Origin of the sequence: Qipengyuania citrea (genome assembly GCF_024171405.1) — a bacterium.
Taxonomy (GTDB): Bacteria; Pseudomonadota; Alphaproteobacteria; order Sphingomonadales; family Sphingomonadaceae; genus Qipengyuania; species Qipengyuania profunda.
The window spans coordinates 1,757,259-1,781,643 of the sequence record NZ_JALJZT010000002.1 but is presented as its reverse complement, the minus strand read 5'-3'; the positions used below and the strand labels follow the sequence as shown (position 1 = coordinate 1,781,643).

General features: G+C 61.8%; 18 protein-coding genes and 1 pseudogene. 17 read left to right on the top strand and 2 right to left on the bottom strand.

Annotated elements, in window-relative coordinates; translation table 11 throughout:
* The first annotated feature begins 284 nt into the window (after positions 1–284).
* The 17 genes and pseudogenes from J2S32_RS09490 to J2S32_RS09410 all read left to right on the top strand — a co-directional run bounded on the left by J2S32_RS09490 (position 285) and on the right by J2S32_RS09410 (position 22,012).
* Positions 285–1,094: a DUF7146 domain-containing protein gene (locus J2S32_RS09490; protein WP_431192114.1), complete on the top strand. Its 810-nt coding sequence runs from the start codon at positions 285–287 to the stop codon at positions 1,092–1,094.
* 75 nt (positions 1,095–1,169) lie between these two features.
* Positions 1,170–5,410: pseudogene (locus J2S32_RS09485) on the top strand (strawberry notch-like NTP hydrolase domain-containing protein).
* A gap of 59 nt (positions 5,411–5,469) precedes the next feature.
* Positions 5,470–5,739 carry a type II toxin-antitoxin system Phd/YefM family antitoxin gene (locus J2S32_RS09480; protein ID WP_046904049.1) on the top strand — a complete coding sequence of 90 codons (270 nt, stop codon included), beginning with the start codon at positions 5,470–5,472 and terminating at the stop codon, positions 5,737–5,739.
* Entirely contained in the window at positions 5,740–6,099 is a 360-nt protein-coding gene (locus J2S32_RS09475; protein ID WP_253520503.1) for a type II toxin-antitoxin system RelE/ParE family toxin, read from the top strand.
* A gap of 379 nt (positions 6,100–6,478) precedes the next feature.
* Positions 6,479–8,470 carry a ParB/RepB/Spo0J family partition protein gene (locus tag J2S32_RS09470; RefSeq protein ID WP_253520501.1) on the top strand — a complete coding sequence of 664 codons (1,992 nt, stop codon included), beginning with the start codon at positions 6,479–6,481 and terminating at the stop codon, positions 8,468–8,470.
* Positions 8,471–8,636: 166 nt separating this feature from the next.
* Positions 8,637–9,566, top strand: a complete 930-nt coding sequence (locus tag J2S32_RS09465; RefSeq protein ID WP_253520498.1) for an ArdC family protein — start codon at positions 8,637–8,639, stop codon at positions 9,564–9,566.
* 11 nt (positions 9,567–9,577) lie between these two features.
* Positions 9,578–10,018: a hypothetical protein gene (locus J2S32_RS09460; protein ID WP_253520496.1), complete on the top strand. Its 441-nt coding sequence runs from the start codon at positions 9,578–9,580 to the stop codon at positions 10,016–10,018.
* Positions 10,019–10,238: 220 nt separating this feature from the next.
* Entirely contained in the window at positions 10,239–11,177 is a 939-nt protein-coding gene (locus J2S32_RS09455; RefSeq protein WP_221597118.1) for a DUF2493 domain-containing protein, read from the top strand.
* A gap of 131 nt (positions 11,178–11,308) precedes the next feature.
* Positions 11,309–12,262: a CDF family Co(II)/Ni(II) efflux transporter DmeF gene (gene dmeF, locus J2S32_RS09450; protein ID WP_253520493.1), complete on the top strand. Its 954-nt coding sequence runs from the start codon at positions 11,309–11,311 to the stop codon at positions 12,260–12,262.
* A gap of 123 nt (positions 12,263–12,385) precedes the next feature.
* Positions 12,386–12,760, top strand: coding sequence for a hypothetical protein (locus tag J2S32_RS09445; protein WP_123880465.1), 375 nt, complete (start codon positions 12,386–12,388; stop codon positions 12,758–12,760).
* Positions 12,761–12,823: 63 nt separating this feature from the next.
* On the top strand, positions 12,824–14,077 hold the full coding sequence (locus tag J2S32_RS09440) for a TolC family protein (RefSeq protein ID WP_253520490.1): 1,254 nt from the start codon (positions 12,824–12,826) through the stop codon (positions 14,075–14,077).
* Between the two features lie 11 nt (positions 14,078–14,088).
* Entirely contained in the window at positions 14,089–15,237 is a 1,149-nt protein-coding gene (locus J2S32_RS09435) for an efflux RND transporter periplasmic adaptor subunit (protein WP_253520488.1), read from the top strand.
* Positions 15,238–15,274: 37 nt separating this feature from the next.
* A complete protein-coding gene (locus tag J2S32_RS09430; RefSeq protein WP_253523035.1) occupies positions 15,275–18,538 on the top strand; it encodes an efflux RND transporter permease subunit in 3,264 nt (1,087 codons plus the stop codon).
* A gap of 31 nt (positions 18,539–18,569) precedes the next feature.
* The gene (locus J2S32_RS09425) at positions 18,570–18,932 is read left to right on the top strand and encodes an STAS/SEC14 domain-containing protein (protein WP_253520486.1); all 363 of its coding nucleotides are present in this window, start codon (positions 18,570–18,572) and stop codon (positions 18,930–18,932) included.
* Complete coding sequence (locus J2S32_RS09420; protein WP_253520484.1) at positions 18,929–19,567, top strand: cation diffusion facilitator family transporter; 639 nt, start codon at positions 18,929–18,931, stop codon at positions 19,565–19,567. The genes J2S32_RS09425 and J2S32_RS09420 overlap by 4 nt, the downstream gene beginning before the upstream one ends.
* On the top strand, positions 19,564–20,376 hold the full coding sequence (locus J2S32_RS09415; RefSeq protein ID WP_253520482.1) for a cation diffusion facilitator family transporter: 813 nt from the start codon (positions 19,564–19,566) through the stop codon (positions 20,374–20,376). The genes J2S32_RS09420 and J2S32_RS09415 overlap by 4 nt, the downstream gene beginning before the upstream one ends.
* Before the next feature lie 538 nt (positions 20,377–20,914).
* Positions 20,915–22,012: a hypothetical protein gene (locus J2S32_RS09410; RefSeq protein WP_253520480.1), complete on the top strand. Its 1,098-nt coding sequence runs from the start codon at positions 20,915–20,917 to the stop codon at positions 22,010–22,012.
* Here J2S32_RS09410 and J2S32_RS09405 read toward each other — a convergent pair.
* Positions 22,004–23,830, bottom strand: a complete 1,827-nt coding sequence (locus J2S32_RS09405; RefSeq protein WP_253520478.1) for an HAD-IIIC family phosphatase — start codon at positions 23,828–23,830, stop codon at positions 22,004–22,006. The genes J2S32_RS09410 and J2S32_RS09405 overlap by 9 nt on opposite strands.
* A gap of 392 nt (positions 23,831–24,222) precedes the next feature.
* Entirely contained in the window at positions 24,223–24,366 is a 144-nt protein-coding gene (locus J2S32_RS09400) for a copper-binding protein (protein ID WP_253520476.1), read from the bottom strand.
* Positions 24,367–24,385: the final 19 nt, after the last annotated feature.

The following is a 24,385-nucleotide window of genomic DNA, read 5'->3' as shown; positions in this document are numbered from 1 at the left end:
AATGGCGCAAGTGAGAAGCCGCCGCGGCAGATAGGTATACCTCGCGGCTGAGCGGCAATGGCGATGCGACGCTCAAACCGACGGGGTCGAAGCGCAGAAGTGACTCCTTTCCAACCTGCTCTCACAATACAGACGGGCTGGAGGGGAGGAGGGCCTTTATGAGCGAACCGAAAGGATCGCGATGTGCCATGTCCCACCGATATTTCACCGAGATAAGCTCTTTGGAAGCAACCGCCCGCCGCATCTGCGAAAGCCGTGGCGGCAAATGGTCCGGCACCAAGGGTATGGCTCGTTGCCCCGCACATGACGACCGCACACCCTCGCTCGGCATATCGCTCGGGCGACAAGCCATCCTCTTCCACTGTTTTGCGGGATGCGACCAGCAGAGCGTGCTGGCTGCTCTGGCGCGTGAAGGTTTCGAGGCACCGGCGCTTTTTTCAGGTTCTGCGACCACCAACGAACCCGAATCGACCAGCACCCGCAAACCCTCGGCGGCAGCGCTGAGGATCTGGCGCGATGCACAGCCACTGCGTGCCAGTCCGGCAAAGGCATATCTTGAGAGCCGCGGCATCCTCGCCGCATCGCCGGCGCTGCGCTTCCACCCACGAACGCCGCTTGGTCCGAAGGGACGAACACGCTTTCTGCCCGCCATGATCGCGGCAGTCAGCCTCGACGAGGGGCCGATCGCCATCCATCGCACGTTCCTTTCGGGCAATGCCAAGGCCGATTTCGACAAACCGAAGCGCGCGCTCGGCGCGTTCGGGGAAGCTGCTGTCCGCCTTTTCGCTCCTACCTCCGGCAAGCTCGGCCTCGCGGAGGGCATCGAAAGCGCGATGTCGGCCTATGCTCTCACCGGCATTCCCGTCTGGGCAACCCTGGGCAATGAGCGCTTCGGTCTCGTCAGCGTGCCTGAGAGCGTGACCGAGCTTCACCTCTTCGTCGATCACGATGCTGGCGGCGAGCTGGCCGCGTCGCGTGCCCTGGCCGCCTATGCCCGCGATGGGCGGACGATCCACGTTCGCAAACCATCCTCACGCGACACCGACTGGAACGATGAACTTACAGCATGGCTGCGCCGCAAAGCGGCGCGGTAGAGGAGAGAGAGCTTCTCGAATTCCTGATCCGGCAGAGGGCGTGTCCCGATGCCCCCATCAGGAGGACGAATTGCCATGTTTCAATCAGACCTGTTTCCCGCCGGCGAGCAGTTGCCGTCCATGCCCTTGGCCTATGCCATTGGCACCCGAGTTGCCGCGCTTCTTGCTTCGGGACGTCATCTTACCCGTACCGACATTTCCGGGCTGTTCGCCGAAGAGACCGGTGTTCTGGACTGGGGAGGTGCCTGGACGATCGACGACTACAACAGCGCGGTCGAAATCGGCGCACTACTCTGGCTTCGAGAGTCCTCACGGATCGATCTGGCGACGAATGTACACGAAGCCGAAGCGCGGTTCGACTGGCTCGAAGCAGCCTTGCCGCCACGGCACGTTCGCAGCGAAGCACAGGTCGAGCTCCAGCAGTTCTCGACCCCGCCAATGCTGGCCTGTCTGATGGCGAAGGCCGCAGCTGTCTGCGCGGAAGACACGCTCCTCGAACCGTCCGCAGGCAATGGTGCCCTTGCTCTCTGGGGTTGCCTCCAGAACGCTTCGCTGCTCCTCAACGAGATCGATCCGGCAAGACGAGACGGTCTGGCCCACGTCTTCCCCACGGCCACCATCACTGCGCATGACGGGGAACTGATCGCCGACTTGCTTCGCGGCCCTGTTCCGTCTGCCGTGCTGATGAACCCGCCGTTCGCTCACAGCCTGGAACGCGGCAAGGACGGTGAGACCGCTATGCGTCACCTACGCGGTGCGATCCGGGCCGCTGCTAATCGGGCGAGGATCGTCGCCATTATGCCTGAAGGCTTCGACGCCTCCACCTTCGCCAAGGAACAGGACGAAGCATCGCTGCTCCTCGATGTTCGCCTGCAGCAGATGTTTCGCCGGACAGGGACGGGGATCGCTGTTCGCCTGGTTGTGTTCGACAAGACGCCGACTGCGTCCTCGCCTGCGATCACCGGAGATACTGCCGACCTCATCTCGCTCCACGAGCTTATCACTGCGCTTCCGCCACGCGTACAGACCTCCGCCAACATCCATCGCCTGCCTCTCGGCAAGCCAGTGCGCCTCGTTGGCAAGACTTCGGCCCAAAGCGGGCCGGTGCGGCCGGTGGCGCCGTTCGCCGCGACACCAGCAGCGACGGCGAATGCGATCGACCTTGCCTATTCGGTCCTCGCCGACCCCGCGCCTGTGCCCGAACAGGCAGGCATCTACCTGCCTTACCGGCCCAGCCGCATCGCCTTCGAAGATGCTCCGGTCCATCCCACCCCGCTCGTGGAATCGGTCGCCATGGGTTCGGTCGCGGCACCGCAGCCCGATGTTTGCCCGCGCATTCCCGCATTTTGGCAGGCCGATGGCCTGCTGTCCGAAGCGCAATGCGAGACACTGGTCTACGCTGCCCAGGCATTTGCGCGCGATCTTCCGGGTCAGTTCAAGGTGAGCCAGGAAGGCACCTCGCTGGAACTCTCCGAGGACGGACACTCCTACCGCCAAGGCTTCTTCCTCGGCGACGGAACCGGAGCGGGCAAAGGACGGCAGATCGCCGCGGTCATCATGGATCGCTGGCTCGCAATCGAGCGCCGACATGTCTGGATCACCAAGAACGAGGCGCTGCTCGAAGATGCACGCCGCGACTGGGAAGCGCTTGGCGGGCTGCCGCTCGATCTCCAGCCGCTCTCGCGCTGGAAACTCGGCCAGCCCGTAACGATGTCCGAAGGCATTCTCTTCGTCACCTATCCGACGCTGCGCTCGGGCCGCGCCGAGGATACGCGGCTCGACCAGATCCTTGCCTGGGCGGGCGAGGATTTCGACGGCGTGATCGCTTTCGACGAAGCCCACGCCATGGCCAATGCTCTCGGCGGCTCGTCGGCCCGCGGCAAGGTCAAGGGCTCCGAACAGGGGATGGCGGGCCTCAGGCTGCAGAACCATCTCCCGCGCGCCCGCGTGCTCTACGCGTCTGCCACAGGTGCCTCGGATATCGCCAATCTCGGTTACACCTCCCGGCTCGGCCTTTGGGGACCCGAGACCGCCTTTCCGACCCACGAAGCGTTCATGACCGAAATTCGCGCCGGCGGCGTCGCGGCGATGGAGCTTGTCGCCCGCGACCTCAAGGCCCAGGGCCTCTATCTCGCCCGTGCGTTGTCCTTCGCCGGGGTCGAGCACGAAATCCTCGAACACAGCCTGACCGAAGCACAGGTGCGGATCTACGATGCCTATGCCGATGCTTGGGCAATCATTCACCGCAACCTCGAAGCTGCGCTCGAAGCAACCCGCGTGGTCGACGAGGACAGCGGCGATACGCTCAATCGGAACGCCAAGGCTGCGGCGCTGTCGATTTTCGAAGGCACCAAGCAGCGCTTCTTTGCCCAGCTCCTGCTCTCGATGAAACTGCCGAGCCTCATCCCCGCGATGGACGCGGCGCTTGGCGAAGATCATTCGGTTGTCGTGCAGCTGGTCTCGACCGCCGAGGCCATGCTCGACCGGCGCCTTGCCGACCTTAGCGTGGAAGAACGCGAAGCGCTCGATATCGATCTGTCCCCGCGCGAGTATGTCATCGACTACCTCGCCAAGAGCTTTCCGGTGCGATTGATGCAGGTCTTCGCCGACGACGATGGCAATCTTCGCTCCGAGGCGATGAGTGACGAGGAGGGCAATCCCGTTTTCTGCCCGCGCGCCATCGCCGCGCGCGACGCGCTGATCGAGCAGCTCTGTGCGCTGCCGCCCATCGCCACTGCGCTAGACGCGATCATCGAGCATTTCGGGACCGAGGCCGTCGCCGAGGTTACGGGCCGGACCCGCAGGCTGGTATCGGGCCGCGATGGTCAACAACGTCTCGAACGGCGTAGTCCCAGTGCCAATGTCGCCGAAGCGCAGAGCTTCATGGAAGGGACCAAACGTATCCTGGTCTTCTCGGATGCGGGCGGCACGGGGCGATCCTACCATGCCGACCTTGGCTGCCGGAACCAGCAGCGCCGGGTCCATTTTCTGCTCGAGCCGGGCTGGCGCGCCGACAACGCCATCCAGGGTCTTGGTCGAACGAACCGCACCAATCAGGCCTCGGCCCCGCTGTTCCGGCCGGTTACCACTGATGTAAAAGGCGAGCGCCGGTTCATCTCGACCATTGCGCGAAGGCTCGACGCATTGGGCGCGCTCACGCGCGGCCAGCGCCAGACCGGCGGACAGAACCTGTTCGACCCGGCAGACAATCTCGAAAGCGACTATGCACGCGACGCGCTCAGCCGCTGGTTCCAGCTGCTCTATGACGGCAAACTCGAGGCCACGAGCTTCGGCAACTTCGTTGAAAGGACCGGGCTGCGCCTTGAAAACCCTGATGGCGGACTGACCGACAATCTCCCCACGATCCAGCGCTGGCTCAACCGCATTCTCGCGCTGCCGATCGCGCTCCAGAACGCGATCTTCGACGAATACCTTGGTCTCGTCGAAGCGCGCGCGAGGCCGGAACGCTCGACCAGGGACTGGAAACCGTGAGAGTCGATCACTTCACAATTTTCGCCGATGAACTCCTGCGCACAGACCCTGTGATCGGTGCCGAGACCCGTCTCGTCTCGCTCGAAGTGACGAGGCACCTTCGGCCTCTGCGATTGAAGCGCCTAGTGCGGATGCACGAGATTGGCAGTTCGCACGCGATCCCGATGCGCAATGCGCGCTCGGGCAAGGTCGCGCTGTCGGTTCCGACCCGCCGTCTCATCACCGACGACGGGGCCGTGATCGAACGCCGACGCCTTCTGCGCCCGCTCAACTCCGCGAACTGGACAATCGAGGCACTCGCTGAAAGCCACTGGGAAGAAATTGGCGTCACCGCATTCACGAGGGCCTGGCGTGCCGAGGAAGAGCGAGCGGCCAAGTCACCGGTGACCGAGCGCGTGCATCTCGCCACCGGGCTGCTGCTCCCGGTGTGGAAACGTCTGCCGGGCGATCATGTCCGCGTCACCCGGCTCGTTGCCGAGGACGGTCAGTCGATCATCGGCCGCGAAGTGCTCGATATCGATCTCGCTGCGATCGCTGAGACCTTTGGCCTCTCCGGAGTTACCGGTCCGGCGCCGGACCAGATCGGCGAACTCGTCCTCGCCAGCGGCAAACCGTTGGGCCTCGCAAGCCACGATCCACTCACAGTGAAGCGTTCGCTGGTTGGCGGCGAACAGCGCCTTGAACTGACCGGATTCTCGCCGGATCGCCTCGACTGGTACAAGAACAAGGGCTGCTTCACCGAGATCATTCGCTACCGCACGCGGCTGTTTGTCCCGACGCCGAGAGCAAGCGAGACCCTCCAAAGCATCGCAATCAAGTCTTGAACTTCTCATTTGCCCAAATCGGGTCTATATGGAGACCAAATTCAGTCCTAAGGTGTTCTATGAAGCTGGACCAGCGCATCAAACCGATCAGCTATCTGAAGGCCCACAGCGCCGAAATTATCCGGGAGATTGGAGATGGCGCCGGGCCAATGGTCATCACGCAGAATGGCGAAGCCAAGGCAGTTCTGCAGGATGTCGCCAGCTACGAGCGCGCACAGGAAACGCTCGCTCTGCTAAAACTTCTGGCGCTCGGACAGGCCGATGTTGCCGCCGGTCGGACCCGCCTGGTGGCAGGCCTTGCGGATCGCGTACGGGGTAAGTCAAACTGAATGATGACGGCCGCCGTAGCGATCGAGATCACCTCCGGTGCGGAGCGCGATCTCACGAGTATCTGGCAGCGCCGCCTGACGCAGCGCGGGCCGGATGGCGACGATGGTGCGGACGCACTGCTGGATGACATTGTCGCGTCTATCGAATCCCTTGTGAACAATCCTGAGAAAGGACCGGTTCCACCGGAACTTGAGGCTCTCGGGATCACCGACTTTCGGCAATTGTCGCGCTTTCCGTTCCGCATCATCTACGGGTATCAGCCCGAGCCAGCACCCGGTCAGGTGACCGTGTTCGTAATCGCTGATGCGCGTCGGGATTTTCGGACGCTTCTCGAAGAGCGCTTGCTTAGCAGCGGATAGGCATAGGCTCCGCTGAAGAGGTCAGGGTCCGGATGAATCTGAGCGCTGCCTCCGATTGCGCCCTAGTTTCCCTTCCTCTCCTCCCCTCCGTGTGACTGAATGAATCGACAAGTTCCCGTGTCGCGTAGCGTCAGAGCCTGATCACGTCCTTCCTTAAGTCCGGGCGACTAATCTGCCTGTGCCCGGTGCTGACTGGCCTGCGGATGAGTTCGCGCATCGAGAACAACTGCTCTCATGGACGGATCTCAGCCGATCCCTGATCGCCCCATCCCGGTCGTATAGATGGTCGCCACAGCCATTGAAGAGAGTGGAGGGAGCCCTTTGGGCTTGTGGGCCTCGTGATCCTCACCTGCGCCTTCATTCCATCAGGAGAACACCCATGATCCAGTCGATTCCCTTGAAGAAGCTCGTCCCGAGCCCGCGCAACGTTCGCAAGTCGAGCGATGTGCTGGCTGACCTCCAGCTGCGGGCAGACATTGGTGCGCGCGGTCTGCTGCAGAACCTCGTCGTGCGCAAAGGAAAGCGCGGCAAGTTCGAGGTCGAGGCCGGCGGCCGGCGTCTCGCCGCGCTGCAGGCACTGGCCGAAGAGGGCCCCTTGTCCGAAAGCCATGAGGTCACCTGCCTCGTCATCGAAGGCGAGGAAAGCGAAGTTCGCGAGGCCAGCCTTGCCGAGAACTTCCAGCGTCTCGCGATGAACCCGGCCGACGAAGCGCAGGCTTTCGCGGCGATCATCGAGGCAGGCGCTACCACCGAAGACGTGGCGCGCCGCTTCGGCCTCACCGTCCGATTCGTCGAAGGGCGTCTGCGCTTAGCAAGTCTCGCACCCTGCGTCTTCGAAGCGCTCGCCGAAGGCACGATTACGCTCGACATGGCCAAAGCCTACGGCGCGATCTCCGACGTGGAGCGCCAAGCGCATGTCTATGCCGAGCTGCAGGACGCCTGGTACCAGATCACGCCTGACACGATCCGCCGCATGGTGCTCGACGCAACTGTTCGTGGCTCCGATCCGCGAGCGGTTCTCGTCGGACGCGATGCCTACCTCACTGCGGGTGGCCGGATCGAACGCGAACTGTTCGACGACGATGCCAGCGAAAGCTGGATCGATGTCGCGCTGCTCGAGGACCTCGCACACAAGGCCATGGAAGAAGCCGCAGAAAAGGTCGCGATCGAATATGGCCTTGCCTGGGTTCGGCCGACGCTTGGCACCTATGTCAGTCATGACCTTGTCGACGGCCTCAATCGCTTGCCCTGCGAGCCTGCGCCAATGACCGACCGGGAAGTGCAGGAGCTCGGCGAGCTCGAGGCCGACTACGACCGCGTCGCCGCCGTGCTCGAAGACGAGGACAGCGATGAGGACCAGGTCGCCAAGGCAGAACAGGAACTCGTCGTCATCGACCGCGCCATGCGCGCGATCAATGACCGGCCGCCGGTACTCGCCGACGAACTGAAACCGGAGGCCGGCGCCTTCCTCGTCCTCTCGCGCAATGGCGAGCCGACCTTGGTCCCACAGTACTACACCGAGACCGAAGTCATCGCTGACGAAGGCGTTGTCGAGGCCATCGAGGAAAGTGGCGCGGCAAAGCCCAAAGGAAGTTCGCTGTCGCAGCGCCTACTCGACGAACTGGCCATGCAGCGCCGCGATATCCTGGCGATCCACCTCGCCAACGATCCGGCACTGGCGCTCGACTTCATGGTCTTCACGCTCGCAGATGCAGATGGACACGACTGGCGCGCCAAGAATGCGTCGACGCTGGTCGGCTCGGTTGCTTCCGGCCCGGTTACCGGGTTCGAGGCCAAGGATGCACCGGCGAGCGCTGCCTTGGCCGAGTTCGCCGGTTCGCTCGATGAAAGCTGGCGTGCTGGTGAAAGCGATGTCGAGCGGTTTGCCAGGTTCCGGGCGCTTTCCGGCGAGGCACGCTCGGCCTGGCTCGGCCATGTCGTCTCGCGCACTCTGGTTGCCAGCCTTGCCTGCGAAGGGGAGCGCTCGGTGCCACTGCACGAGGAGCTGGGCTCACTGCTCGAAATCGAGACCGCACACTGGTGGCGTCCCACGGCGGCGAACTACTTCGATCGTGTGGCCAAGGCTCGCACGCTCGAGGCGCTCGATGCCGCCGGTGGTCCCGAACTCGTCAGTCGCTATGCCGCATCGAAGAAGGCCGAACTGGCGAGCGCTGCCGAGCGCATATTCTCCGGCAACTTCATCGGTGAGGCCGAGGTCAAGGAACGGGCACAGGCCTGGGTGCCTTCGATCATGTTGTTCACCGATGCTGACGTTCCAGCCGATCTGGAGGAAGATGCGTCGGTTGATGACGAAGCCGAGCAGCTGGTCAGCGACGAGGTGACCGATGAGATTGCCGAGCAGGCTGCCTGACCCCTCCTGACAGGTCCAGGTCACTCGGCGGGCGGTCCGTCCCAATCGGGACGGGCCGCCTTTTCGCGTTTTCGCTGATTATCGCCTGCCTAAGAGACGGAGAGGGGAGGGAGCTTTGCTCTTCCTGAGCCGGGGCATGTCCGTCCCGGCGCTCAGGAGAGCTCTCATGACCAAGTTTCGCCGCACCGCTTCGACCTCGCCAGCGGAGCGTATTACTGTCGCCATTATCGCAAAGCTCGAGCAAGGCACAAAGCCCTGGGTCAAGCCATGGCGCGGTGTCCCCATCTCGCGGCCGTTGCGCTCCTGCGGGACGCCCTATCGCGGCATGAACACCTTCTGGCTGTGGATGGTAGCCGATGGCTGTGGCTACGCTTCGCCTTACTGGATGACTTATCGCCAGTGCCAGGCGCTCGGCGGACAGGTCCGCAAGGGTGAGAAATCGACCATCGCGATTTTCTACAAGAGCTACACCAAGGAGGTCGAGAACGCCGAAGGCGAAGTGGACACCGAGAACCGGCGCGTGCTCAAGGCCTACGCCGTTTTCAACGCTGACCAGTGCGATGGCCTCCCCGAGTTCTATCATCCCAAGCCACTCGTTGACGCGCTGGAGCCCGAAGGACGCGAAGAGCGGCTTGATGCCTTTTTCGCAGAGATTGGCGCAGACCTGCGCCATCATGGCGCCCAGGCCTATTACGAGCCGCTGCGCGACCGCGTCACCATGCCGCCAGCCGAACTTTTCGAAGCCTACGACCACTACTACGCGACGCTCGCGCACGAGCTGTCGCACTGGACGGGGCATTCCTCGCGGCTCGACCGCGATCTCAAGAACCGCTTCGGCAGCGACGCCTATGCTGCCGAGGAACTGATCGCCGAGCTGTCCTCGGCCATTCTCGGGGCAGAACTGGGTCTTCCCGTTACCCATCTCGACCATCACGCCAGCTACATCGCGTCCTGGCTCAAGATCCTCAAATCGGACGAGCGCGCGATCCTCACCGCTGCGGCCAAGGCCGAGGAAGCGGCCAGCCTGTTGCTCGAACTGGGTGGCCAGCAATCTAACGAAGGCGAGACTGACATCGATCTCGCTGATGCAGCCTGAGGAGCAGTGAGATGGGACGTTCCGTCAGCTACCCGACCGGCTCCGTAGTGGCCTTTCGCCTGCTCGATGACGGCGAAGTGGACGACACCGACTGGGCTTATGAGTGCCTCGTCGACGAAGTCATCGATACTGCGAAGGCGGCCTTTCCTTCCTTCGAGCGCTTCGATGGATGGCGCGGCCGCGAGGACCGCATCCTCCTTCGCAATGCCTTCGCCGATTGCGGCATATCGACCTATTGCGGCCTTGCAGCGATCTGGCTCGCCGAACGCGACGATGCCCAGTACTGGGAGGCCGACTTCTACAACCCACGAACGGCGAGAGCACGGCACTGGCTTGGCCAGGTCTCGGGTAGGTTCATCGACCTGTTTGGTGAGTTGCGCCTCATCGGTCGGCTCTCAAATGGCGAAGCGATCTTCGAGCGCTCCCGATCCACCTGCGATACCGGGTGCTGATCCTGCCTCATCCCTGTCCGCCGGGAGAGGCCCTTGGGCCGGTCGGGGCGAGCCGCAACCTGCGGCCCGTCGGCCCGTGTTGCCCGCGCCAGCCTAGGACCGCAGGTTTCCCGCTGCGCGGTGCGTCACGCCCCCTTTTCCCGGCCCTGATCGGGCTCCGGCGGACAGGGCCGAGGCAATGGTGCCTCCTCTCCTTGTCCCCGCGATCAGGAGACACCCCATGTACGACAGCTTCATCGACCAGTTGAGCGGCCTCGATCTCTCAGGCCTGAGCATCAGGCCGGCCCCCTTCAACGAGACCGACTTTCCCTGCGAGGACGCGATCGAGCAGACGCTTGGCGCCGTATGGTCCGACCTCTTCGCGATGTTTTCCGACACAGCCCTGGAAGCCGATGCCGAGGATATTGCCTGGGGCATGGTCAATCTGTTCCACCGCGCAGCCAGCCGCAAGTCGGCTCAACTTGATCGGGCCAGCGACGAGATCCGGGTCCTCCTCGCATCAGCCGACGGGTCCGAAGTGCATTCGAGCAATCTTGAAGAGCAGGTTGAGCGCGCGCAGGCTGCCGAAGCCAGCATGCTTGCCTTTGAGCAGATGCGCGAGGCGGCGGCAGCACTTTACCGCGACGAGACCGGCTCCTCTTGGAAGCCCGTTTCGGGCTCGCGCACGAGCCATTCGCGCCACTTCACATCGGCCGTGATCGATGCCCGCGATTTTCTACGCGCACGCGCTGAGAACCGTCGTCACGCCTTGATCCCTGAAGGAACTCCAGTCGTCTTTGCGGGTGGTCGCCAGAGCTTTGAAAGCGCCGAGGACGCGCGCGCCTACGCCGAGAACATCTGGGCGACGCTGGACAAGGTTCGCGATGCGGTTCCCGATCTCTTCCTGGTCCATGGCGGCGACGGCAAGGGTGCCGATCGTCTGGCAGCGAGTTGGGCCGAGCGCCGCGAAGTCCAGCAGCTGACTTATTCGCTCGATCGTCGTCTCGGTGCCCGCGCCGGGTTCAAGCGCAACGAGCAGATGCTCTCGCTCAATCCGCGTTACGTCGTCGCCTTTCCGGGCAATGGCGTAACCGAACGGCTGGTGATCGATGCCAAGACGCGCCGGATCACCGTGGTCGATCGCAGGACCGTCACGTTCCGATCCAAGATTAAGGGATAATAGTCTGTTGGTCGCCGCAGCATTTCTATGATCGGTTGGCTGCGGCGATCATCACAGACAATCGTCGTCGATTGCCTTTTCGGTTGGAGAGGGGGTTTCTTGGAAAGGGCATCTCGGGGTATCAGCCTCGCATGCATCACGCCGACTCCAATCCGCTCGCCCATGATCACAACTTCCTGAGCGCCTCGCACGACGCCCATGAGCGGCGCACGCGTTATGTCGTTGCCTTGACCGCCGCGATGATGGTGGTCGAAATCGTCGCTGGCCTGTGGACCGGATCGATGGCGCTTCTCGCCGATGGTTTCCACATGGCGACCCATGCAGGTGCCTTGGGCGTCGCGGCCTTCGCCTACTGGTTTGCCAAGCGCCATGCGAACAACCCGCGTTTCACATTCGGTACCGGCAAGGTGGGCGACCTCGCCGGCTTCGCGAGCGCGCTTGTCCTCGCCATCTTCGCAATCGGGATCGCGGTTGAATCGGCTCAAAGGTTCGTCAGTCCGCTCACGATTGCCTATACCGAGGCTATCTGGATCGCCGTGCTCGGCCTCGTGGTGAACCTCGCGAGTGCCTGGCTGCTTGGTGCCGATCATCACCATGGGCATGATCACGACCATCATCATCACCACGACCATGCGCATGCCGATAACAATCTGCGCTCCGCCTATTTCCACGTGCTTGCCGATGCCCTGACCTCCGTCCTGGCTATCGTGGCCCTTCTCGCCGGCATGTACCTCGGCTGGGCATGGATGGACGCGGCAATGGGGCTGGTGGGTGCATTCGTGATCGGGCGCTGGTCATGGTCACTGCTGCGCGATACCGCTGCCGCGCTTGTCGACGCCGAAGCGGCCTCTGAACGGTACACAGAGGTGCGCGAGGCGCTCGAGGACCGGGACGCCGCGATCGGCGATCTGCACATCTGGCGGATCGGTCCCGGCAAGTATGCAGTCATCGCCTCGCTCATCGCCGATGATCCGCTCGCGCCCGACAATTATGCCAGCCGACTTTCAGAGCATGCAGAATATGTGCACGTCACGATCGAAGTTCATCGCTGCGAGCATCCGCATCCCGAGCTTCGCGCGGCCTGATCGCGCCGTTCTAACAGACCGAAACAGTATTCGAGGACTGTTATACTGTAACAAAAGACTTATACTTCATCGTGTTACGGAACTTGCAATCTTGATGCGGTTTGCTAGGAGCCGTTGGAATCCATGACTACAAGCTATCGTCGCCTTGTCCTGCACCCTTTCGTCGTCCTGCTCATGCTGGTCGCGATGGTGTTCGTGACGGCGGCGGATGCTGCTGCTTGCGGTGCCGAAGTGGCGCCCGGAAGCACGCCCGTTCTGGCTTCGCTCGATAGCGCGTCTGCGTCATCCGCAGCCGCCGATGAAGTGCCGGGCGATCCGGATGCGCCGGCCGAGCAACACGGCGTGTGTGGACACGGCCATTGCCATCACGGGGCGAGCTTTGCCGGCACCGTGCAGAAGAATTCGGTCCCTCACTTGGTCGTGGTTCCCGATGCGCCTCCCGCCGAAGCGCTCGCTTCCGAAATTGCCGACCGACTGAAGCGCCCCCCTCGCGCCTGACGACCGTCACCGCGCTGCATGCCGCAGCGCAGTTCGGATCGTCAGCAGAGGAATTTTCGAAAAATGTCAGCCATTCATTGGCGAGGGGTCCTCCTTGGAGGGCTGTTCCTCGCCGCTCAAGCCACGACCGTGGCGGCGCAGGAGCGTGAGCTTCTGACGCTCGAAGCTGCGCTCGCTCGTGCGGGCATCGTCGACAGCGCAGATGAGCCCCCAGAAAATCCGCGCCTGATCGGACCGCGGGCCGAAGCCGACGCGGCGCGGGCCCTGGTCGACCAGGCGCGGCTGCGGCCCAACCCCGAAATTGCTTTCGAAGCCGAAAACATTGCCGGAAGCGGCGCATTTTCGGGATTGCAGGCCACCGAGTACACTTTGTCCCTGAGCCAGCGGCTCGAATTGGGCGGCAAACGAGGAGCGCGCGTCCGCGCCGCCCAGGCGGAGGCGCGCGTCGCGACCCTTTCAGGAGCGCTCTCGGTTGCTCAGCTCGGGCGATCGGTGCGCGAGCGCTATGTGGAAGCCGTCGCTGCGGCAGCCCGATTGGAATTCGCGCGGGACATAGTCGAGCGCAACCGCGAGCTTGCCAGGATCGCAGGGGTACTGGTCGATGTCGGGCGGGAGCCTCCCTTGCGTTCGCTTCGTGCCGAAGCGGCACTTGCGGAGGCGCTCGCGGAGCTTGAAGCGGCCCTGGCTGCCGACAGTGCGGCGAGGAATGCGCTGGCCGCGCTTTGGGGCGAGGCAGCACCTGCTGCGGACGTGCCTTCGGTGTTCCCCGAGATCGAACCTCCGGCAACGCTGCTCGCCTCGCCTTCGGCCTTACGTCTCCAGATCGCCCGTGCCGAACGCGAGGCTGCAGATGCCGCGATCGCCCGGGAACGCTCTTTAGGCATTCCGGATCCGGCGATATCCGCCGGTGTCCGACGGTTCGAGGAAAGCAGAGACCAGGCGTTCCTCGTAGGCGTTTCGATCCCGTTTCCGTTCAGTAATCGCAACCAGGGAAACATCGCTGCTGCCGAGGCGCGGCTTCGCGCCGCGACGGCACGGGAGGCGATTGCCCGCACCGATTTCGAACTCGAAGTCACGCAGGCTCGCGGACAATTTCTGGCAGCCGAAGCGCGGGTCGAGACCCTCGCGGAGACGTCCTTGCCCCAAGCCGAGGAAGCCTTGCGCCTCGTTCGGATTGGCTACCGCAACGGCAGATTTCCGCTGATCGAAGTTCTGGCTGCGGCCGAAGCGCGCGACACCATCCGTGAAGCATTGATTCAAGCCCAGGAAGATCGTGGCCGCCTGGCGGCGACGCTGATCTGGCTCGGCGCACAATGAGGTATTTCCAAATGAACCGTAGACGTCTGGCCGTTTTTATCGGCGTGATCGTTTCAATCGCCGCTGCAGTGTTTATGCTGTGGCCAAGTGGCAGTGCCGACCAGCACATTGAGGAAACGAGCGAGGAGGCCGAGCTTCCCGAAGGGCTTGTCCTGCTTGGCGCCGAACAAATCGAAGCGTCCCAGATAGAGGTCGAAACCGTCGGTCAGGGATCGGCGGTCGAGCTGGTCTTTCCGGCCACCGTCGCGGCAAGCCCGACGGCAAGTGCCCGCATCGATGCCCGCGCAGCGGGCGTAGTCCGCAGTGTCGGCAAAACGCTGGGTGATTACGTGAGGCAGGGCGAGACGATTGCCCGCATCGAGAGCGCCGACGCCGCTGCTCTTGCGGCGCAACTCAGCGCAGCGGGCGCGCGGGTCAACGAATTGTCTGCTGCCTACGATCGGGAGCGCCGCCTTTTCGAAGCCAATGTCACCGCGCGGCAGGATCTCGAGGCCGCCCGAGCCAATCTGCAGGTTGCTCAATCGGAACTTGCACGCGCCCAGGCGGCAGTCTCCGCGGCGGGTGTTAGCGGCGACGGGCGCTCCCTTGCGGTTACGAGCCCGCTCGCGGGCCGAGTGACCTCGGCGCCTATCGTTCTCGGGTCCTTCGTCGAGGCCGGAGAAGAACTCTACCAGGTCGTGAATCCGAGCGGCATGCAGGTCGAGGTTGCCCTCCCGTCGGCTGAAGCAAGCCGCATCCAGCCTGGCGACGAGGCTACGCTGGAAATCGCGGACAACCGGGAAGTGGGTGCGCGCGTGCGATCCGTCACTCCCTCGCTCGATCCCGAAAGCCGCAGCGCTACGGCGGTCCTGTCGCTGGCAAGGCCGATCCCCGGCCTGCAACCCGGGGCCTTCCTGCAGGCACGGATCCGCCCTTCGGGCGAGGTCGATGCAGGCCGCATGTCGGTGCCGGAAAGTGCCGTCCAGACAATCGATGGCGCAGAGGTGATCTTCGCTCGCACGCGCCGCGGGTTTCAAGCCCGTCCGGTGGTTACCGGTGCGCGTTCGGGCGGACGGGTGGTCATCGAGTCAGGCCTCGAAGCGAATTGGCGGATCGCCACCACTAACGCCTTTTTGCTGAAGGCTGAACTCGAGAAGGAGGAGGCCGAGCATGGACACTGAACACATGCAGGACGCGGATCGCCCCCACCGCCATGGTTTGATTGGCATGATCCTCGACGTCGCCGTGCGCTTTCGCTGGGCGATGGTCGTGCTGACGCTCGGTGTGGCAATCTATGGCGTGGTGAATTTGCTGCGCCTGCCCATCGATGCCGTGCCCGATATCACCAATGTACAGGTGCAGATCAACACCGAGGCACCAGCCCTGTCGCCTTCGCAAGTCGAAACGCAGGTCACCTATCCTGTCGAGACCGGGCTTGCCGGTATCGAGGGTCTGGAGATGACCCGCTCGATATCACGGAACGGGTTCAGCCAGGTGACCGCAATTTTCGAGGAAGGGACGAACATCTATTTCGCGCGTCAGCAGGTCAACGAACGGCTGACGCCCATAAGCGCCTCCCTACCCGAGGGTGCCGAACCGGTGATGGGACCCATCTCGACCGGCTTGGGCGAAGTGCTCATGTATACCATCGAGTTCGAGTTTCCTGACGGCAAGGAAGCACCGCTGGGCGGAGCGGTCGGTTGGCAGTCCGACGGGAGCTTTGTGACCGAACGTGGCGACCGGCTCGACAGCGATGTTGCCAAGGCTGCCTATCTGCGAACCATCCAGGACTGGGTGGTTGCCCCCCTCATGCGGTCGGTCGACGGTGTGGCAGGTGTCGACTCGATTGGCGGCTTCGAAAAGCAATACCTCGTTCAACCCGATCCCGTGCGATTGACCGGTTACGGTTTATCGTTCGACGAGGTGATCGACGCGCTGGAAGCGGCCAATCTCGCCGAAGGCGCCAATTTCGTCGAGCGGGCCGGTGAAGCCCTTCTCGCCCGGGTCGATGCGCGCCTCGGCAGTGTTGAGGATATCGAGCAGGCGGTCGTTTCCACCCGCGAGGGGGTCCCCATTCGCGTAGGTGACGTCGCCACGGTCAGCATCGGTGGCGACCTGCGAACGGGCGCGGCGTCGCTGAACGGCGATGAAGCGGTCGTGGGCACCGTGCTCATGCGCGCGGGCGAGAACAGCCGCACCGTGTCGGCCGAGGCGGCCGAACGGCTCGAGGAAGTTCGCAGCTCCCTGCCGGAAGGAATTGTCGCGGAGATCGTCTACAACCGGTCTTCCCTGGTCGATGCGACGATCGCGACCGTCGAGAAGAACCTTGTCGAGGGCGCGCTTCTGGTCATTGCAATCCTGTTCTTGCTGCTGGGCAACATCCGGGCAGCGATCATCGCGGCGCTGGTCATCCCCTTTTCCATGCTGATGGCATCGATCGGAATGAACCGGCTCGGCGTTTCGGGCAATCTCATGAGCCTGGGTGCGCTGGACTTCGGCCTGATCGTCGATGGTGCCGTCATCATCGTCGAGAACAGCGTCGCGAGGCTCGCGGCTCGACAGGAACACGAAGGCCGACTTCTTACACTTGGTGAGAGGTTGACGGAAACGCGGCTTGCCGCGCAGGAAATGATCAAGCCGACCGTGTACGGCCAGGCGATCATTCTTCTCGTCTTCGCACCGCTTCTCACCTTTACCGGCGTCGAAGGCAAAACCTTTTCACCCATGGCGATCACGGTCATGCTCGCGCTCGCCTCGGCGTTCGTGTTGTCGCTGACCTTCGTCCCGGCAATGATCGCCATCCTGCTCAACAAGAAGCTGACGGAAAAGGAGGTCAAGCCGATCCGGATCGCCAAGGAGCGATACGGACCGCTGGTCCGCAAGGCGATCACCCGCCCCTGGCCGGTCATCGGCATGGGCGTCGGCATCTTCGCCTTTGCGGCCTTCGTGTTCAGCTTCCTCGGGAGCGAGTTCACACCGCAATTGGACGAGCGCGACATCGCCGTGCAATCGCTGCGTATTCCTTCGACATCGCTCGAACGTTCGCTCGCGATGCAAAGGCGGGTAGAGGACCGGCTCGAGCAATTTCCGCAAGTCGAGCTTGTCTTTTCGCGGACGGGCACGGCGGAAGTGGCCAGTGACCCGATGCCGCCGAACGCTTCCGATGCGTACGTGATCCTCAAACCCCGTGAGGAATGGCCCGATCCCGACCTCGCCAAGGACGAGTTGGTCGCGCAAATGGAGAGCGCCCTCAGCAGTCTCGTCGGCAACCTTTACGAGTTCAGCCAACCGATCGAATTGCGGTTCAACGAATTGATCGCAGGCGTTCGCGGAGATGTTGCCGTCAAGATCTACGGAGACGATCTCAGCGCCATGACCTCGGCGGCGAACGAGGTTGCGGGCGTGCTGCGCAATGTCGACGGCGCCGCGGACGTCAAGGTCCAGCAAGTGACCGGGTTCCCCACCCTCGATATTGCCTTCGATCGGCCAGCGATTGCCCGTTACGGGCTGAAGGTCGAAGACGTTGCGCAATCGGTGGCGATCGCACTGGGCGGTCGGCCTGCGGGCCTCGTTTTCGAAGGCGATCGCCGCTTCGATGTGGTTGTGCGGTTGTCGGACGCGACCCGCGACGATTTCGACCAGTTGGGTGCTTTGCCGGTGCTGCTCCCGAACGGGGCAACCATACCGCTACGCTCGGTTGCCGAGTTCCGTGTGGTGGATGGTCTCGCGGAGGTTCGCCGGGAACAGGGACGCAGACTGGTGATCGTTTCGTCCAACGTGCGAGAACGCGACCTCGGGTCTTTTGTAGAAGAGGCCCAGGAAAGGGTTGCGGCGCAGGTCGAACTGCCCGCTGCCGCGTTTATCGAGTGGGGCGGTCAATACCAGAACCTCCAGGCTGCTCAGGAAAGACTTCAGATAGTCATTCCTATCGCTTTCGCGGTCATTCTCTTTCTGCTTTACATGGCGGTTGGGGGCTGGGTGCCGGCGCTCGCCGTATTCAGCGCGATCCCGTTGGCCCTGGCAGGCGGGATTTTCTCCTTGGCTCTACGCGGGATGCCATTCTCGGTATCTGCGGCGGTAGGCTTTATCGCCCTGTCGGGTGTGGCGACCTTGAATGGCCTCGTGATGGTGACTGCGATCCGTCAGCGGCTCGACAGGGGCATGGCGCTCGATGACGCCATCGTCGATGGTGGATTGGCGCGCCTGAGGCCGGTTCTCATGACCGCGCTCGTTGCATCGCTCGGCTTCGTGCCGATGGCCATTGCGACCGGGACCGGCGCGGAAGTGCAACGTCCCTTGGCGACAGTCGTCATTGGAGGGTTGATCACCGCCACCGCGCTGACCCTTTTCGTCTTGCCCGCAATCTTGAAGCTGGTTTTCGGGACCAGAGAAGATGACCGGACCTGGCGACAGCGTTGGTGGGACAGGCTGCGGCGCAACGTGACAAGCGATGAGCAGCGCGAGCTGACGGACATCGCATGAGCGCTAGGAACGGGAGAGTATCATGCTCGCAATGAAGAAAGAGAACGAACAGCTTTGGATCCGGGCGGGCGGCGCGCGCGATGCGTCGCCTTCCGACAGCCTCGTGCCCACGCTCGAACGCGTCGCCGGGTGCAAATCCGGTGCCGTTCCGGCGATAATCGAGAGCACGCCCGATTTCGCGCACTGGCATATCGGAGGTCTGTGTAGCGACCTCAGGTTCGACGTCGGGCACAAGGTCATCCTCTGTCGAAACTCCATCGTCGGCGACAGTCGGTGGGATGGAAGGGGCGCGAAGCTCTTCGATCCGCTTTTCCACGCCGGGATGAAGTTCTTTCAGTCGTCCGAGCGTCGAGCTGTGGAGGAATGGGCAAGAGCGGGAGGGCGCGCCTCATGAGCGGCAAACATGACTTGGATATCGGACCGGCCGAAAAGCGTCGCACGCTATGGATCGTCCTCTGGCTGAATGTGGCTATCGCCATCGGGTTTTTCGTCGTCGGCTATTTCGCGGATTCAAACGCGCTTCTGGCGAATGGCCTCGACAATTCATCAGACGCAATCGTCTATGCGCTCAGCCTTCTTGCCTTAACGCGGTCGCGCGTCTGGCAGCGCGGCGCGGCACGCTTCTCCGGCATCATGCTGTTGGTGTTTGCCGCTGGCGTGATCTTCGATGCTGTCCGCCGGTTCGTCGAAGGATCGGATCCAGGCGGCTTCATGATGCTGGCGATGGCGGCGGTCGCGGCGATCGTGAACCTGATCTGCCTGCGGATGCTGCAGCGGACGAAAGAGAAAGACGTCAGCATGCGCGCCGCGACGACTTTCAGCTTCAACGATTTCATCGCCAATGGCGGCATCATCATCGCCGGAATCATCGTGATGCTGACAGGTGCCAACTGGCCCGATCTCGTCGTGGGCATCGCCGTGGCGTGCATCGCACTATACGGCGGCGTCCAGATCCTTCGGGATGCTCATCACGATATCCATGACGAGGAAGGAACCGAGCACGAGGGAGGCGATCAGTTTCGACTATGAGCGCGCAGCACGATCACGGCAGTAACGCCGGGCATAGCCACGCCGAGAAAAATCTGAGCGATCGCCAGCTGATCTTTGCGGTCGCGATAAATGTCTTGCTTACACTGGCGCAAGTCGTCGGCGGCATAGTGTCCGGCTCGCTCGCGCTCATCGCCGACGCGCTGCACAACTTCAGCGACGCAGCAGCGCTTGGTATCGCGTGGTTCGCCCGCAAGATAGGCAGGCGACCGGCCGACAAGCTGATGACCTTCGGTTACGCGCAGGGGGAGGTTGTCGCCGCGCTGATCAACCTTACCACATTGCTTATCATCGGCTTTTACCTCTTTGTGGAGGCGATCAATCGGTTCGCAGATCCGCAGCCAGTCGAGGGATGGACCGTGATCTGGGTCGCAGGCGTCGCTCTGGTGATCGACCTCGCCACCGCCTTCATCACGCACCGCGGTGCCAAGGACAGCATCAACATGAAAGCGGCGTTCCTGCACAACGTGTCGGACGCGATGGCATCGGTCGGAGTGATCGTGGCCGGTGCCCTGATCTTGCTTTACGAACTCTACGTGGCGGACCTTGTCATAACCGTGATCATCGCCGGCTACGTGATCTGGCAAGGTGTAACCCTTCTTCCACGAACTGTACGCCTCCTGATGGGCGCAGTACCCGACGAGCTGGAGTTCGATCGGATCGTTGCCTTTCTCGAAAATCAGAGAGGTATCGAGAGCGTCCACCACGTTCATGTCTGGAACCTTGGCGAGCATCATCGTGCGCTGGAGACGCACGTCGTCCTAACATCAACCTCGCTCGATGCTATCTAAGACCTCAAGGTTCAGCTGCGAATCCTTCTTGCCGAACGATTCGCAATTGGACACGCGATCTTCCTGGCGTGCCGAGCGCAAGACTGCGACAATGCGCTTGTCCCCAAGCATCGTACTCCCTCGGTGCTACGTGAAAATGGAGTCCGCAGGCGCTGACTGTCGTGAGCTGCTCCTGCAATCAGGGGCCCTGCGAAGCGGCAAAAGTATCGATTATCCTGCAGTCGCTGATGGTATCGTGTTCACAGCTTGCGATCATGCGCGAAAGTTCATCGCGCATGATCTGCAGGGCGGCAATCTTATGTACTACCTGATTAAGATGTGAGCGCGCTGATGTATCGACCGAATGCCGGAACGAAGAGTGTTATCGGCTTTCTAGTATTCGCCTTATACGTGATGCCGGGCAGCGCTAACCTGCTGATAAGTCGGGAGAAGGCGTATCTCTCGTGTTTCAGTGGATGGCCGTTTTGCAAAACCTTCACAGTTTGGAATGTATTATGTGTCTCTCGTAACCCGATCAATCGCTAGAGACGAGTCTGAGATGATTGGCAGACTACGCAACCTTGGAACCGTAAAATATTTGGCGTGGTTTCTGGCCATTGCGCTCGCGTCGATTCTCTCGTGGTCTGCCCTGACGGCCTACGAGTTTCTCGCTCTCGGCCTCTACCCGGTCAGGGAGGAGCCACCGGTCTTCACGACGTATTTCCTGCTTCGTTCATTGTTCGCCTTGGCAATTGCGGGAACGTTGGTCAGCGTGCTTATATTGGGGGCGGCGGATACTGCGCTTTGCCGTGGGCGGTTGACAATTACCCAGCGGACCCTCGCGCTCGCCGCGATGCTTACAGGGTTAGGTCTAACGGCGGTTTTTCTCGCCGATCCCGAAACGTTCCGTGCCATGGCCGAGGAAGACAGCGCGGCGGAATGGCTGTCAGCAATCCTCACGCTCGGCGCGGGCTGCCTATTCGCGGTCGAGACTCTGATACGAGCTCGAAATCTAAAGGGCGGGCGGCTGAGACACGTCCCGGTGTTGATTGCCAGCGGGTTCGCTCTACTCTTCTTCCTGATCGGCATGGAGGAGATTTCATGGATGCAGCGCATCGCCGATTTCGACACGCCGGCTGCAATCGAGGAGATCAATTGGCAGGGAGAATTCAATCTCCACAATATCCATACGGACCTGTCGGAAACCGTTTACTATACCGGTGCCGGGATATTTCTGTGCCTGTTTCCCCTGTTGCGGGAAACTGTAAGGCCTGGCGTCGCAGCACTCGACGCATTGCTTGGTTTCTTACCAGCGCGCAGCGTCGCCGCCATCAGTGCGCCGACGGCAATGTTCAATTACGGACACTGGAACCTGATACCCATTCAGGTGACCGCATTCGCCACTTTGCTCGTCCTGCTTGCGTTCGGGAATGCTGCCCGCCTGCGCGGAGACAGAGGTGAGGCATGCCTTTTCGGATTCTTAGCCTTCGGGATCCTTGCGGGCCAGTCGATCTTCCTCACGCTCGGTCAGCGAATGATCGAAATACCCAACGCTACCGAATTCAAAGAACTGTTCATATCGGTCGGAATTGGATGGTTCGCGATCAATCGCTTCATGACTTGGTACAAAAACGGCTCTTTCAGTACGCTACGCTAGATCGCCTGTCGGCCCCGGCTGATGATATTCGATCGTTACGATGTCGGTGTCGAACATTCCGGGCGTCATTGTGATGCGGCGAACCTCATTTGTTGTGGGTTCGAAGCCCAAGTCGTCGAGGACCGCATTAGCCGGTCCATTCCGCTTGGTTTGGTGGAAAGCGATCTCTACAGCGTCAAGCATATGGCCATTGCTGTTTGTTAAGTGGGATAGCAGAGCACGTTCGATCTGCTTCCCCTGTACGCGGCATGAGAGCATCAGGTCTTCGATGCGCAGCACCTTGCCTTCAAGGCGTGTAAGACAAAAGCCGACCACTCCATAACTACCATAGCGGTCGGAGCATTCTATTACATGGCGAACTAAGGTGGGGTCATCCAGAAGCAGTGCTACTTCACGATTTGAGTATTTGTGGCCGGAGAAATTTAGCTGGTTAGTTCGCTGGACGAGCTCTTGAATACGCTCTGTGTCACGCAACTCATTGGTCCGTATCGTCAAACGAATTTCGCAAGAGCGGAGAAAATCGTCGTAGTTTCCATCGAAGGATGTGGATGCTTCCTTCCGCGTTTCCGCTTCCTTGTATAAGCGGCGCCGCTCCTTCGACTCGCTCGTTGCGGCGCCGGCCAGTCGAGGGTCGTCAAGCAAGTCGTCCAGCGCCTTTTCCGACAAGGTTCTGACGCCGGTCACGGCACGTTCGACCTCGGCCCGCTCGAAAGGACTGTCATCGATTAGAAGCAGCGCATCGGTCCCGATATTGAGCTGGTCCGCTATTGCCTTCACACCTTCCGACTTGGGGCGCCAGCCAACTTGCGATTTCAGCACATATTGATCCAGGCCAAAGGCCCGAAGCTGTTCCTCGGCCGCAGCCGGATCATTCTTGCTTACCACCGAAATCAGAATTCCTTTGTGGTCGAGCACCTCAAAAAGGTGCGCGATCCCGCTCTTCAGCTGGACGTCGCCTTCGACCAACGTGCCTTTCCATAACGTCTCGTCGAGATCGAATATGACACATTTGACGGGCAGATCCTGCCCCAGTTTCTGTTCGTCGATCTTTTTGGGTTGCGCGATTAGATCTAATGTCAGGAAGACCAGATGAGTATCTTCCTGAAGTGGCTCGATCGCGATTTCGAATGGTAGTCCCGAAGAAGCGATTGGAGCGAATTTTTCCCCAGGGATGATCTGAGAAAAGTGTCCGGAAGGAATGCGGAGCGTTTCGTAGAACGGCAAGGGTAGTTTATGCTCCTCGCGTCGCGGGAGCATCCGGCTTCGATCAACCGAGATTTGCAGCACCAGTTCCACGATCCGGTCGTTCGGATTGAATATTTCGATCGCAAGCGCATAGGGGCGCTCGGTTTGAAATCTGGCGGCAATCCCGGTCATTCTGTCCCAGACATGGTATCCAAGGTACGACCAGCGGCGATCCCCCGAAACTCTTGCTGCGAGCGATCCGATTGCGTCCAAGATGGGCGACGTTCGTAAGATCAGCCACTCAGCCGCGGTTGCCAGCCAACTGGGAAGCAGCAACGTATTCCCCTTCGCCATAAGACGCGCCCATCGTCTGAACTTGATCTCGGCGGCGGCACTGCCCGCCGAAGGGAAGTGTCGATTGGGCAATGCTCCGAACTCAAACCGTCGACAGCGGCCATCGGGCCGTGGGTCGTAGAGCGAGCAGCTTTCGTAGCAATCTGGCGCGGCGCATTCGGTGCAATGCTCTCCCCAAAGCAACTGACTACGATGCTGCGCACGAACCGGAGCTCGCACGGGCTTGTTTGGTGGCGAAGGTGGGCGGTTCTCCTTATTGGATTTGTCGAATTCAAACATGATCTTCCTCCTCACTGGATGTTAGGGCGATGCGAGGAGCCCGCTCGCTCCGGTCGATCATGCCGGCCTGCGGCGAAGGTATGGTAAGGGGGTGGGGTCCGCGTAGGTCATCGAGCGAAAGCGCTTTTGGCGCTGCGCAAGCCACCGGGGGTGGCACCCCTAACCCCGAAGCGGTGAGGCCAGGGCTCTTGGGAGGCTCGCCTCGATCTTGAGAAATTGGCTTTTCAACGCCTGGCATGTTCACCCCCTTGTGAAAGAACCGGCACCTGCGCACATCAGCCCTCCCAACTATCGTCCTTCAGCGGCGCCACCGCCGAAATGACGCCGCTATTTCTTCCAGTACGAAATTCAGAGGCCTTCCCCTCACTGCGCTCAATTTCCCCAGGGCTTGCTCATCGGTCACCAGCGCTCATCGCTGGCCAACCGATCTTGGGAACGGTGCCACGCTTCATGGCGGCAGTGCTCGCGTCGGGGTCCATCGCGATTATCGTCCCCTTGGCCTCGCCGCTTAGCACCTCGTCTGACTCTTCGCGCATTGGCTTATCCACCGACATC